We start from the raw sequence: 12,478 nt of genomic DNA on the forward strand, positions 1-12,478 counted from the left end.
ATAGGACATTCCAACGCTTTTGGCGTTCATTTTCCATCTTCGTTGCAGTCGAACCAATTAGATAATCATGCAAAAGGGAGCATTTCCTACGAAATAAACGGTGAAACAGTCGAATATGCCTACCGCGGAGAAAGATGGACGCCCAGACCTCGAAAAAACTCTCGTCTCTTGGACAAGTTTGGGTACTCATCGGTATTATATATAGGTGTTACGGCTGAGCGTATAACGCCGCGGCCTGAGGACTTTAATACGCATAACTTACGGAAGGCCGATGCAGATGTAGTTTCTTCAGCTAACTATATATTTGAAACAATGAAATTTTCATCATTGCGCACCATAAACTTGAGCAGGGGTGTAGGGAATGATGCCTTTGTTCTATCACTCGGAGGGGCGCCAGCCACCTATCACTCGGAAAAGCACTTTAGCTTAGGCGAGTTGTGTATCTTGAAACTGCTACGCCTCTTGAAGGATGCTGGAAATAACAGCATGATCATCATAGACGAATTGGAGATGGCGCTCCACCCAAGGGCGCAGGTAAATCTGCTCAAGCACCTTGAGAGAATATCCAAAGATAAGTCTCTTACTATAATATTTTCAACTCATTCAGCTACTCTGTTGAAGACTATTAATAAGAAAAATATAATATATCTTGATCGTCAAGAGTCGGGAGATGTTGTTCCGGTGGTGGGTTGTTTCCCAACCTATGCCATAGGAAGTATTGCTGCCGATGAAGAGAGTCTTCCAGACATTGTGTTGTACGTTGAAGACACATTTGCTCGCGAAGTGTTGCAAGCATTCTACGAAAAATTTGCAGAAGAAAAATTCAAGGATCCAACTACACGCCCCACTATAAAAATCGTGCCCATAGGTCCCTTTGACGCGGTTATAGCTTTTTTGGATCGGAATCATTCAGTTTTACCTAGTCAAGTATTGCAGAGGGCTGTGCTCGACTATGATGTTAAAGACGAGTCGATAAAAACGCTCCAGAAAAGCAAGAGCTATGCTAAATTGGCACAGATGGAGAAAAACTCTAAAGATATAAGCTATCTACCATTTACGCCGGAGGTTGGCTTGGCTGACTATATTGTAGATAATACAACGGCATTCGAGAGCTCCATCAGGGCAAGATGTGGAGATAATCAGATAAGGATTTCTCCGCTCACATCTGATTACGATTGTACTGTTTCCGGCGCGGATAGGAGAAAATCAGCGAAGGCCTTTGTCGAAAAGCTGGAAAAATATTTATCCAACCGATTACAAAAAGAGTCGGATAGTGTAGTCGAGCACATATGCGGAGTTTTCGCAAATATTGGGTGGCCAACCTATCGTCGAGACTTTATGGAATTATTTGGGAGTGTTTGCAGATAGGGTTAGATGCGCTTATTTGATTTATCTCCGATGGCGGGGCAGAGCGTCGCTCTCCCTTACTTGCCCTTCAAATTTGGTGCCTGCATGGTGCGCGGGTCGACCAAACGGTCGGAGTCGGCTTCGCCGACGGCGTTGAGAGTCGGAGCGGCCTCTTTTAGCGTACAGTCATGGCTCATGGCGTGATGCGCGACCTTTGAGGCCTTGTCATAGCCGATAGTGGGGGCGAGGGCCGACACCAGCTTGACGGACTCTGCCACATAGCGCTCGATAAGGGTGAGGTTCGGTTTAGTGCCTTTAATCAGGAAGGGGCGGAAATTCTCGCTGCCGTCATGCAGCGGGATGCAGGCTGGACCAGTTCGGGTGCTTCTCAGCTAAAATGACTTACTGGTAAATCCGTCGCAACGGAGGGTAATGTTGCAAGGCTCACCACAGTCATCCAGTCTGAGGCCGACGTTTACGGTGCAACAACACAGGCAATGGTGGGTTGGACTATTGTTAATCGCATGAAGTCGCACCAGTATGACCGTGTTTACTCGGTTATTTTTGATCACGGGCATCGACAGTACGCATCTAATCAACCCGCGACTTCTCAGACTCCCCAGATCGCTTGTGAGATTTTATCAGGCCGTGCTCGTGATATCAGTTGGGCGCGCGACTTATTTCTATTCACCGCAGGTCATGCCGAAAGAAAAGGATGCCGAATCCGTGAAGCATGGAAAGGATATCGGAGGCGGTCTGGAAGGCGTCGCAGGTGTGGTCGATAAAAAAGGTACCCCTGCGAAAGACTACAAGCCGTCATGGGCTAACTACTTAGATAATGTTGCGGTCCCGGGTTTGGACGAACGCAATTTCAAATTTTATCGGGGGAAATAGTGCGCATTTTTCTCCAGGTCCTCGCATCATTTCTCTTTGTGGTAGCGTCAGATGAGTCGGTCGCTGCTTCCGCATGGAATCCGATCGAGGCTGTGCTGGAATCTCCTACGATTGATGGTGTCGCCGTCGCTGCCCGCGAAGCATCGAAGCGCCGATGTGAGACGGAGGATTGCCGGTCTCTCATCCTGCTTGATTATTTGACGCGTGAAGTTGGTCTCTATGGGGCAGGTACCGCCAATGGGCTCAACAGCTTGTACACGGGAAATCTGCCAATTGTCGCTGGCAGGAGGCTGGATGCTCATTTGCTTAACCACCCGAACCTTTATCCCGGGTTATGCGCGTTTGGCGTCAAATTGTTCTCGCAGCTTCATAAGGCACAGACGCCTATCACGCCGGGACCCTTTGTTGAGATGTTCCTCGCGGCGGCGGATATGGATGCGAGAGACGGGAGAACCTGCACCCGGTCACTATCAGAGGCGTTACACGATACGCCCTCAGGGCGGTTAATCCGTGAAAACGCTTATCAAGGCTGTCAGGGTGGCTCCGAAAACCACAAGCGTCCGATAGACGTGTGCGATGCAATCAGGGGGAAGTCGCCCCGATGAATGCCAACTGCACAGGGCTCGGTGGTCACCCACGTCAGAGGAAACAGATCGGCCGTCGTTAAGGCACCAGCGCAGACGCGGGTGATGCGCCTCGTAGCACCCATCAGCTTCGACTAAGCGACGGATAAAAATGGGATGAAAGGGGCTTCTGCCCCTTTCCGGGGGGCGGGGCAGAGCCCCGCTTTCCTTTACTTTCCCTTCAAATTCGGTGCCAGCATGGTGCGCGGGTCGACCAGTCGGTCGAAATCGGCTTCGCTGACCGCGTTCAGGGCTAGGGCGGCCTCTTTCAGTGTGCAGTCATGATCCATGGCGTGATGCGCGACCTTTGACGCCGTGTCATAGCCGATGGTGGGGGCGAGGGCCGTCACCAGCATGACGGATTCTGCCACATAGCGCTCGATAAGGGCGAGGTTCGGCTTGGTGCCTTCAATCAGGAAGGTGCGGAAATTCTCGCTGCCGTCATGCAGCAGGGTGATGCTCTGCATGATGTTCTGGATGATAAGCGGCTTGTAGACGTTCATTTCCAGCAGGCCACCGGCGCCGCCGAAACCCACCGCCACGTCATTGGCCATTACCTGCACGGCCAGCATGGCCAGCGCTTCGGCCTGGGTCGGGTTGACCTTGCCGGGCATGATGGACGAGCCCGGCTCGTTTTCGGGCAGATGCAGCTCGGCAAAACCGGCACGCGGGCCGCAGGAGAGCAGGCGAATATCGTTGGCGATCTTGTAAAGCGCGCCTGCCGTGGTGCGCAGCGCGCCAGAGAAATGCACGAGCGCATCATGCGCGCCTTGCAGGGCGAACTTGTTTTCGCCGCTGATGAAGGCGGCGTCGCTCAGGCGGGCAATTTCGGCGCAGGCGCGACCAGCAAAGGGGGCATCGGTATTGATGCCGGTGCCAAGCGCGGTGCCCCCAAGGGCGAGGGGATAGAGACCCTTCTCGGCTTCCTGAATACGGGCGATGTTCTCGCGCAACATTCCGGCATAGCCGTGGAATTCCTGACCCAGCGTGACCGGCACGGCATCCTGCATATGGGTGCGGCCAATCTTGACGATGTCCATCCACTCTTCGGCCTTGGCCTCGATGGATTCCGCCAGACGGGTCAGGGCCGGGATCAGCCTGCGACGGCTGCCCAGCACGACCGCCACATGCATGGCGGTGGGGAAATTGTCGTTGGAGGACTGCGACATGTTGACGTGGTCATTGGGATGAACCGGGCGCTTGCTGCCCAGAGGCTCGTCGGAAAGCTGGCAGGCGCGGTTCGAGATGACCTCGTTGATGTTCATGTTGAACTGGGTGCCAGAGCCGGTCATCCAGACATGCAGCGGGAACATGTCGGCGTGCTGACCGGCAAGGATTTCATCGCAAACCGTGGTGATCAGCTTGTACTGCGTCTCGCCCAGACGGCCGCTCTGATGGTTGGCGCTCGCGCAGGCACGCTTGACGATGGCATAGGCCTCGATCATCTCGCGCGGCATCAGCTCACGGCCGATGCTGAAATAATGAAGCGAGCGCTGCGTTTGCGCGCCCCAGAGCTTGTCGGCCTGGATTTCGATTTCGCCGAGGCCGTCGCTTTCAATGCGTGTGTCGGTCATGTCAGATCTTCTCATAAGCACAATATTCGGGCGTCCAGACCAGAGACTGGATGCGTTCGAGCAATTCGTCATCGCTGAAAGAGGGGCAAACGCCATCTTCACGCGCCTGACGGGCGGCGGCTTCGGCCACGGCCAGAGCCACCTTGCGCAGCTGCGTGACGGGCGGCAGCAGATTGCCATCGGGGTTGCTGCGCAGCGGCGAAAGCGAGGCAAGCCCGCGGGCTGCGGCCATGAACATGGAATCCGTCACGCGGGTCGCGCCGGTGGCCAGCAGGCAGAGCCCGAGACCGGGGAAGATATAGGCGTTGTTGGTCTGGTCCACGCGGTGGGTGCGGCCATGCAGGTCGAGCGGCGGGAAGGGGCTGCCCGTGCTGACCAGTGCGCGCTCATCCGACCAGGCCATGATATCCTCAGGGGTCGCTTCGGAATGGGAGGTCGGGTTTGAGAGGGGAAAGATGATCGGGCGTTTGCAGGTCTTGCTCATCTCGCGCACGATGGTCTCGGTAAACAGCCCCTTCACGCCGGACACGCCAATCAGGATGCTGGCCTTGCACTCGCGCATGACGCTTTCGAAATCGGTGGGGCGGTCTTTCCAGTCCTTGCGGGCAAAAAGCGCCTGACCGTCGGTCAGCCCTTCGCGCCCGTCCAGCAACAGCCCGTCCTGATCGAGCATGTAGAAGCGGGCCAGCGCGTCTTCCTCGCTCGCGCCTTCATCGAGCATGACCTGAAGCAGCAGTTTGGCAATGCCCACACCCGCAGAGCCCGCGCCCAGCATGACGATGGTCTCGTCCTTGAGCTTGCCGTCATGGGCCGCATTGGCGCTCAGAATGGCAGCAGTAGTGACGGCAGCCGTGCCCTGGATGTCGTCGTTGAAGGTGCAAAGCCGGTCGCGATAGCGCTCAAGAATGGGGGCCGCATTGGCGCCGCTGAAATCTTCCCAGTGCAGGGCCACATGGGGCCAGCGTGTCTGCACGGCGGTCACGAAACGCTCGATGAAGGCATCATATTCTGCGCCGCGTACGCGCTCGTGACGCCAGCCGATATAGGCCGGGTTTTGCAGCAGATCCTGATTATTGGTGCCGGTATCGAGCACGATCGGGAGGGTCTGGTCAGGCGAGATACCCGCGCAGGTGGTGTAGAGCGACAACTTGCCAATGGGGATGCCCATACCGCCTGCGCCCTGATCGCCCAGGCCAAGGATACGCTCGCCGTCTGTGACGACAATCACACGCACATCGTCATAGGCCGGGTTGTCGAGGATATCTTCCATCGACTCGCGCTCGGGGTAGCTCAGGAACAGGCCACGCGGACGACGCCAGATCTCGGAGAAACGCTGGCAGGCTTCACCCACGGTGGGGGTATAGACCAGCGGCAGCATGGCATCGATCTTGCGGGTCAGTAGCGCATAGAACAGCGTTTCGTTCGTATCCTGCAATTCGCGCAGATGCACATGGCGTGCAAAAGGTGAGGGCAGGGCATCGAGGAATTTCAGCGCTGCCTCAACCTGCTGGTCCAGCGTCTGGACGGCTTTGGGCAGGAGGCCATGCAGCTCAAAAGCATCGCGCTCTTCGCTGGAAAAGGCGAGGCCCTTGTTGAGGAAGGGATGGTTGAGCAGATCCTGCCCCGAGAGCGCAACAGACAGCGTTCTGGTCATGGGCTTGTCTCCGGAAAAAATGGTCGGGGCGGTTTCGCCAGAAATCGCGGGCGGGAAGAAGAACATATGCTGAGTCATGTGGCGAGCCCTGATAGAGCTAACGTGATCGCAGCGTTATTATCCCGGCATTATTTTCCTGCCCCGCCTTCTGTGTTGTCGGCCCAATGGGGTGGCTGTTGCGCCGGGCTGGAATTACCGCTGCGTGATTACCGGCGCGACGGTATGTCCGACCACAGGTCGATGTTCATGCCCGGCGGGCGCGTCGCGGTATAAACCCCTCTCGCGACGGCGCGGGCCAGCACATCGGCGGCGATACTGCCCAGACGGGCTACAATCAGAGCCCGTCCTTCGTCTTTAATTATGCGGCGCTGCGTTGAGAGTGCGAAGATCGTATCGCCATCAAAAGGCGAGTGGACAGGGTGAATGGCCCGGGCGAGCCCATCCTGTGCCATCATCGCAATGCGCTTGAGGTCGTCCTGATCAAGGGTCGCATCCGTGGCGATGCAGGCCAGGGTCGTGTTGGCACGTGGGGCGGGGTCGAGTTTCGTACCGGTCCAGTCATCGGGGGGGACAGTGGCGGAGGAGATTCCAAGACCGCCAAACTCCTGCCCCTGCTCGAAAGGGGCGGCCCAGAACTGACGCTGATTCGGTGGCGTCACGGCCCCAAGGCTGTTGACGGCGACAAGGGCCGCAACTGTGATTCCGTCGACCGTGACCCAGGAGGCTGAACCGATACCACCCTTGAGCCGGCCCGATGTCGCGCCGTATCCCGCACCAACTGTGCCAAGTTCGAGGCTGCGCTGCGCATCGCGCACGGCCTGCATACCGAGGGCTCGATAGGGTGGGGTTTCGCCCCAGTTCTTGTCTCCACCATTATCGAGGTCATACAGGATGGCCGCTGGAACGATGGGGGAGACGGGCACACCCGCCACACGGCGCATGGCAAAGCCACGCCCTTGCGCGCCAAGCCATGCGGCCACTCCATCGGCTGCGGCCAGGCCGTAAACCGATCCGCCCGAGAGGGTGAGGGCATCGATGCGATGGACGAGATTCCAGCCATTCAGCGCGTCGGTTTCACGTGTGCCGGGACCGCCGCCGCGTACATCGACAGCACAGGGTACGGGCTGGTCCGGCAGAATGACGGTCACACCAGTGCGGCGCACGCTGTCCTGAGCCTGCCCGATCTTGAAGCCCGCAACGTCGGCGAGTGTGTTGGATTGCCCCACATGGCCGTGTGACGCAGCACGGGTCTTTGGTGTGCTCGCGAGCGCTGTCGCTGCCAGACTGGCGAGGCAGAAAACACGGCGTTTCATGGCGGGGGTCCTTTGGGCATATGCTGGTTCGGGCGGGCCAAACTAGAGCGATCACGCGCAAGGGAGCAATGAAAGACCTATGTTGGCCCGGAGTGAGCCAGTCAGCGCCACAAGGCAGTGCGGCTTCCGGGTGAGAATGATCCAGCCCCAAAGAAAAAAGCGCCTTCGGTCCCGTTCGGGATCAAGAGGCGCTTTCTCCGTTTCGCAACAGATCGGGTCCTGAAGGCTTCACGCAGGAAGCTGGTAGTGGTCAGCGTTCATGACCGCCGCCAGCCGAGGCCTGATTTAGCGCTCAGATGTAATGCTCGCTCAGCGGGGCAAAGCCGTTGAAACCGGTTGAGCAGTAGGTGGTGACATAAGCGCCGGTGGTCAGCAGCTCGATACGGTCCCCCGAGTTCAGGGCGTGTGGCAGCTGAACGCGGTTCTTCTCATACATGATATCGACGCCATCGCAGCTCGGGCCGGCAACGACCGTCTCACCCGTGGGCAGACCGTCATGCGGGGTACGGAAACGATAGCGAATGGCCTCGCCTTCGGTCTCGGCCAGACCGCCGAAACGGCCGATATCGAGATAGACCCAGCGCGGATCGCTCTCCTTGCCACCGCGACGGCTGACAAGCACGACCTCGGTCGAGACGACCCCGGCTTCAGCCACCATGAAGCGGCCCGGCTCGATCAGCATCTGCGGCAGGGCGTTGCCGAAATGCTCGGTCATGGCACGACCAATGGCCAGACCGAACTGTTCGATCTCGGGAATATCGTCGCGGTAACGCACGGGGAAGCCGCCACCGAGATTGACCATCTTGAGGTCGATGCCAGCCGCCGAGAGATCGGTGAAAAGCATGGCAACCTTGGCAATAGCCGTCTCATAGGCAGCCGTGCTGGTCTGCTGGCTGCCCACGTGGAAGGACAGGCCATAGGGCTCGAGGCCAAGCTCGACCGACTTCAGCAGCAGATCCCTGGCGTGGTTGACCGTGGTGCCGAACTTGCGCGACAGCGGCCAGTCAGCGCCTTCATTCTCGACGGCAAGGCGGCAGAAAACGCGCGAGCCAGGGGCGTGTTCAGCCAGCTTCGCCAGCTCTTCCTCGCTGTCGAAAACGAACAGGTCGACGCCAAGACCGAACGCCTCGCGAATGGAGGAGACCTTCTTGACGGTGTTGCCGAACGAAATCTGGCTGGGCTGTGCGCCAGCGGTAAGGCACTGGTGGATTTCACCGATGGAGGCCGCATCGAAAGACGAGCCCAGACGCACGAGGCGCTCAAGGATCGGGGCAGCCGGGTTGGCTTTGACGGCGTAATAGATCTGCGCGAGTGGCAGGGCATCACGCAGGGCGTGATAGCGTGCCTCGACATGATCGACATCGACCACGAGGCAGGGAGTTGCCGGCTGCTGCTCGGCAAGATAGCGGACGATTTTCGGAGTCATGAGTCACTCCTCCCGAAATCCGCCCGGAACTGCACGGGCGGAATTGTTGCGAAACGGTCGAACGGACCGGCGATCAGGACGAGGCTGAGTGCTCATGAAAGTGAGCAGGATCAGCCCGATTGCCAGAACGCTTGACGTCGTTGCGTAACCTACAGAGGGCCAGTGGCACGTGCGTTGCTGCGTGCGGCGCATATGGGACCAAAGCCCCCCTGTTGCAACTAAAAAATGGGCCGGACTTGTATTTTTCACATGGGGGCCGCAGTTGTCGCGTTTCAACGTCGGTGGGCCTGCAACGTTTCTCGTGCCGGGGCGTCATTCCGACAGTAAATCTGTGCCGCGCGCCGGGTGACATATGCTGTGTTCATCAGGCGGAACGGGGCTGCTTTGGTATAAGGAAGTGTTTGTGGACGAGTCACCGACCCAGAAAACTCAGTTGTCGCGAGCTGCTGCAGAATCGGGCGGTGCCCTTGGGGAGGCACGACCGACCGAGATTGATACGACTGCAACGCGCAACGCGACGCCGGACCAGCGGGCTGAGGACACCTCAGTAGGGGAAGTCGATATCCCGGAAGAGGCCTTGGGTCGCGAAGCACCCGGCACGGGGGCACGAAGCCCCATCCACATGCCGCTGGGCGGCTGGAAACTGGTCATGCGCCAGACATTCAGCAATCTGGGATCGAGCCAGACCAGTCTCTCGGCTGCAGGCTGCGCCTTCTACGCCACGCTCTCGCTCTTTCCGGCCATATCCTCTCTGATTTCGGTGTATGGGCTGATTTTCGATCTGCAGACCGTCGAGCCTCAGCTCAATGTCCTACGCAATCTGTTGCCGCCGACTGCGTTCGAACTGATTGCCTCACAGATCCATACGCTGATCGCCCAGCCTCATGCGTCACTGACTGTTGGTCTGATTTTCTCCACCGTGATCGCCTTGTGGTCCGCGTCTGCAAGCACGAAATCGGTGCTGTCTGCGCTCAACCTTGCTTATGACGTGCTGGAAACACGCGGTTTCTTCCGGTTCCAGTTTCTGGCTCTGGGGGTGACTTTCGGCGCGGTCGTGGGCGCTTGCCTTACACTGGCCCTGATGGTGGCGTTCCCGGCGCTGATCGATTATCTGCCGGACCTGCTCAACAGGTTCGGTCTGCGCAACCTGCCGCCGGAAATCCTGTATCTCACGGATTATCTCATGAGCTACAGTACGCGCTACATCGTCCATTTCGGTGCGCCGGCTCTCATGCTGCTCTTCGTGTTCATGGCGGTGACGTTGCTGTTCCGCTATGGCCCCTGCCGCGACAAACCGGACTGGCGCTGGATCGTGCCGGGCTCGCTGGTCGCAACGCTCCTCTGGGTTCTGACCTCGCTCGCCTTCTCCTATTATGTGAGTCATTTCGCGAGCTACGGCTCGACCTACGGTCCCTTGGGCGCCGTTGCTGCCATCATGATGTGGTTCTTCGTTGGCACCTATGTCGTGCTTTTCGGCGCGGAGCTGAATGCCGGGCTTGAGGACCGGATGCGAGGGTTTAATCCCAAGATGCCCGGTATGACCCGTGTGCAGGAGGAAGCGGAGCCTGCGTCGGTACGAAGCGGGGACTGAGAAGCGGGTATAGGCCCGCAAGGGCCTGAAAACAGAAAAGGCGCCGGTACAATCCGGCGCCTTTTTCTATTGATATCGTAAGCTGCAGAATTTCTGCTCAGAAGCGCATCAGGTAGATAAGTGGTCCCGCGGCCTCTTAATTACTTAGGGTGATGGCGTCCGTGATGAGCCGGTGCGTGCGAGGCCATGGCCGTTTTAGCCTCATGCGGTGTCAGACTCGGGGTCACAGCGTCCATCGCCTGCGCATTGGTGTCGTCAGCCTCGGCTTCGGCCACTTCGATCGGCTCGTCTTCCTTGATCGGCGCGCCGGCCGGGATTGGAGCAATCTTCACATGGGCTGTACCGCTGCCCAGCATGCCGATCTCTGCGGCGGCTGCATGGGAGAGGTCGATGATACGGCTGTTGAAAGGCCCGCGATCATTCACTGTGACGATGACAGAGCGCCCCGTGTCCTCGTTCTGGACGAGAACCTTGGACCCCATGGGCAGGGTCGGATGGGCTGCGGTCAGGGCGTGACTGTCCAGTCGCTCGCCGCTGCTTGTGCGATGACCTGCAAGGCGGCGACCGTACCAGCTGGCGACACCATGTTCCGACCAGGCGAGGACGTTATGGCTAGCGAGAGCGATGCGATGGGCCCGCTTGGCGAGGGCAAGCCGCACTGAAGAAGCCCAGGGCGCATGATCGGCGGGGGCTTCGACCAGATGGTCCGACTGAGAGGTCGTTGCGGCATGTGCGCCGTGCTTCGGCGCGAGCACTGTGCAAAGCAGAGCGATGCCACCGATTCGAGCGCGGAGACGCTTCTTGCAGCGTTCCGTGGAACTGTATACGCGTTTTCTGCTTTTCATAGATGTCACGACAGCGTGCAGCCTTTTGCCCAGTTACTCCGAACGAACGATTGCCCCGACAAGCCAGGGCGGCGAACGACGTGTGTATCACAGACTGGCCCGATCACGAAATCCTGAGGCGGGGCGAGGTTTACGCACCGCATCATCACCGTGAAACAGGCAGCGGTCTGTCTCCTGTGTGGCAAGTGAGCCTACAAACAGGGCAGGAATGAGGCGTAATCCTGCGGTGCGGCGCAGGGAGGCTTTTACGCAAGTTGTGAAAGTGCTACGGGCTCCTCTCATGATTCGCCCGATGATTGCCGTGCTTAACGGCCCCAACCTCAACATGCTCGGAATGCGGCAGCCGGAAATATACGGCCACGCGACCCTGGACGACCTCGAACAGGTCTGCATCCAGGCTGCCGAGCAGCTCGATGTTGCCATCGATTTTCGTCAGACGAATATCGAGGGCGAACTGGTTTCCTGGATCCAGGAATGCCGGGGGAGGGCGCGTGGCATCGTGATCAATCCGGCGGCCTATGGCCACACCTCCATCGCTTTGCTCGATGCGTTGCTGGCCACCGGTCTGCCGACGGTGGAGGTTCATATCTCCAATATCCATCGCCGCGATGCCTTTCGCCATCATACCTATACCTCCCAGGCCGCAATTGGCGTAATCTGCGGGTTTGGTGTGCGTGGCTATGCCATGGCATTGCGTGCACTCTATGACATGATTGAAGACGAGGACGAACGATGAGCCGTATGCTCGTGGACGCGGATGCCATCCGGGCATTGGCTGATATTCTGACCGAAACCGGACTGACCGAAATCGAGGTCGCGGAAAAGGACAGCCGCATTCGTGTGGCACGCAATGCCGGTGGCCAGGTTGTGCACGCCGTGGGCGCTGCCCCTGTCGCGGCAGCGCCGGTTGCAGCGCCTGCTCCGGCTGCTGCGCCGGTCGATGCAGCGAGCCATCCTGGCGCTGTCAACAGCCCGATGGTCGGCATTGCCTATCTGGCGCCCGATCCGTCGGCACCGCCTTTCGTGCAGGAAGGTCAGGCCGTGACAGCCGGTCAGACCCTGATGCTGATCGAGGCCATGAAGACCTTCAATCAGATCAAGGCGCCGCGTGGCGGTACATTGAAGCGTATCCTGGTTTCCAGCGGTGACCCGGTTGAATTCGGCGAAGCGCTCGCCATCATAGAATAAGCATTACTGACTGAGTCTGGGGC

11 protein-coding genes are annotated in these 12,478 nt (G+C 58.5%); 5 read left to right on the top strand and 6 right to left on the bottom strand.

Annotation, left to right across the window (positions count from 1 at the left end; translation table 11 throughout):
- Window positions 1-312 precede the first annotated feature (312 nt).
- On the top strand, window positions 313-1,368 hold the full coding sequence (locus F3J08_RS00280) for an AAA family ATPase (RefSeq protein ID WP_240149073.1): 1,056 nt from the start codon (window positions 313-315) through the stop codon (window positions 1,366-1,368).
- 56 nt (window positions 1,369-1,424) lie between these two features.
- Here the strand turns inward: F3J08_RS00280 and F3J08_RS16900 are convergent, their stop codons facing one another.
- A complete protein-coding gene (locus tag F3J08_RS16900; RefSeq protein WP_205206602.1) occupies window positions 1,425-1,625 on the bottom strand; it encodes a hypothetical protein in 201 nt (66 codons plus the stop codon).
- A gap of 262 nt (window positions 1,626-1,887) precedes the next feature.
- On the opposite strand from F3J08_RS16900, the gene F3J08_RS00290 reads away from it, so the two are divergent.
- Window positions 1,888-2,241, top strand: coding sequence for a hypothetical protein (locus tag F3J08_RS00290; protein WP_240149043.1), 354 nt, complete (start codon window positions 1,888-1,890; stop codon window positions 2,239-2,241).
- 793 nt (window positions 2,242-3,034) lie between these two features.
- On the opposite strand, the gene F3J08_RS00295 is transcribed toward F3J08_RS00290, so the two are convergent.
- The 4 genes from F3J08_RS00295 to F3J08_RS00310 form a co-directional block, all read right to left on the bottom strand.
- Entirely contained in the window at window positions 3,035-4,438 is a 1,404-nt protein-coding gene (locus F3J08_RS00295; RefSeq protein WP_166928008.1) for a lyase family protein, read from the bottom strand.
- A 1-nt stretch (window position 4,439) separates the two neighbouring features.
- Complete coding sequence (locus F3J08_RS00300) at window positions 4,440-6,092, bottom strand: NAD-dependent malic enzyme (RefSeq protein ID WP_062165886.1); 1,653 nt, start codon at window positions 6,090-6,092, stop codon at window positions 4,440-4,442.
- A gap of 206 nt (window positions 6,093-6,298) precedes the next feature.
- Window positions 6,299-7,405, bottom strand: coding sequence for a P1 family peptidase (locus F3J08_RS00305; RefSeq protein WP_166928009.1), 1,107 nt, complete (start codon window positions 7,403-7,405; stop codon window positions 6,299-6,301).
- A 292-nt stretch (window positions 7,406-7,697) separates the two neighbouring features.
- The gene (locus F3J08_RS00310; RefSeq protein ID WP_166928010.1) at window positions 7,698-8,831 is read right to left on the bottom strand and encodes a type III PLP-dependent enzyme; all 1,134 of its coding nucleotides are present in this window, start codon (window positions 8,829-8,831) and stop codon (window positions 7,698-7,700) included.
- 622 nt (window positions 8,832-9,453) lie between these two features.
- Between F3J08_RS00310 and F3J08_RS00315 the strand changes: the two genes are divergently transcribed.
- Entirely contained in the window at window positions 9,454-10,422 is a 969-nt protein-coding gene (locus F3J08_RS00315; protein ID WP_122040050.1) for a YihY/virulence factor BrkB family protein, read from the top strand.
- A gap of 140 nt (window positions 10,423-10,562) precedes the next feature.
- Here the strand turns inward: F3J08_RS00315 and F3J08_RS00320 are convergent, their stop codons facing one another.
- The gene (locus F3J08_RS00320; protein WP_166928011.1) at window positions 10,563-11,267 is read right to left on the bottom strand and encodes a septal ring lytic transglycosylase RlpA family protein; all 705 of its coding nucleotides are present in this window, start codon (window positions 11,265-11,267) and stop codon (window positions 10,563-10,565) included.
- A 280-nt stretch (window positions 11,268-11,547) separates the two neighbouring features.
- Here F3J08_RS00320 and aroQ point away from each other — a divergent pair, with 280 nt between their 5' ends.
- Window positions 11,548-12,003, top strand: a complete 456-nt coding sequence (gene aroQ, locus F3J08_RS00325; RefSeq protein WP_023979560.1) for a type II 3-dehydroquinate dehydratase — start codon at window positions 11,548-11,550, stop codon at window positions 12,001-12,003.
- Window positions 12,000-12,455, top strand: a complete 456-nt coding sequence (locus F3J08_RS00330; protein ID WP_122039717.1) for an acetyl-CoA carboxylase biotin carboxyl carrier protein subunit — start codon at window positions 12,000-12,002, stop codon at window positions 12,453-12,455. The genes aroQ and F3J08_RS00330 overlap by 4 nt, the downstream gene beginning before the upstream one ends.
- The last annotated feature ends 23 nt before the right edge of the window (window positions 12,456-12,478 follow it).

Source organism: Asaia sp. As-1742, assembly GCF_011753235.1.
Lineage (GTDB): Bacteria > Pseudomonadota > Alphaproteobacteria > Acetobacterales > Acetobacteraceae > Asaia > Asaia bogorensis_B.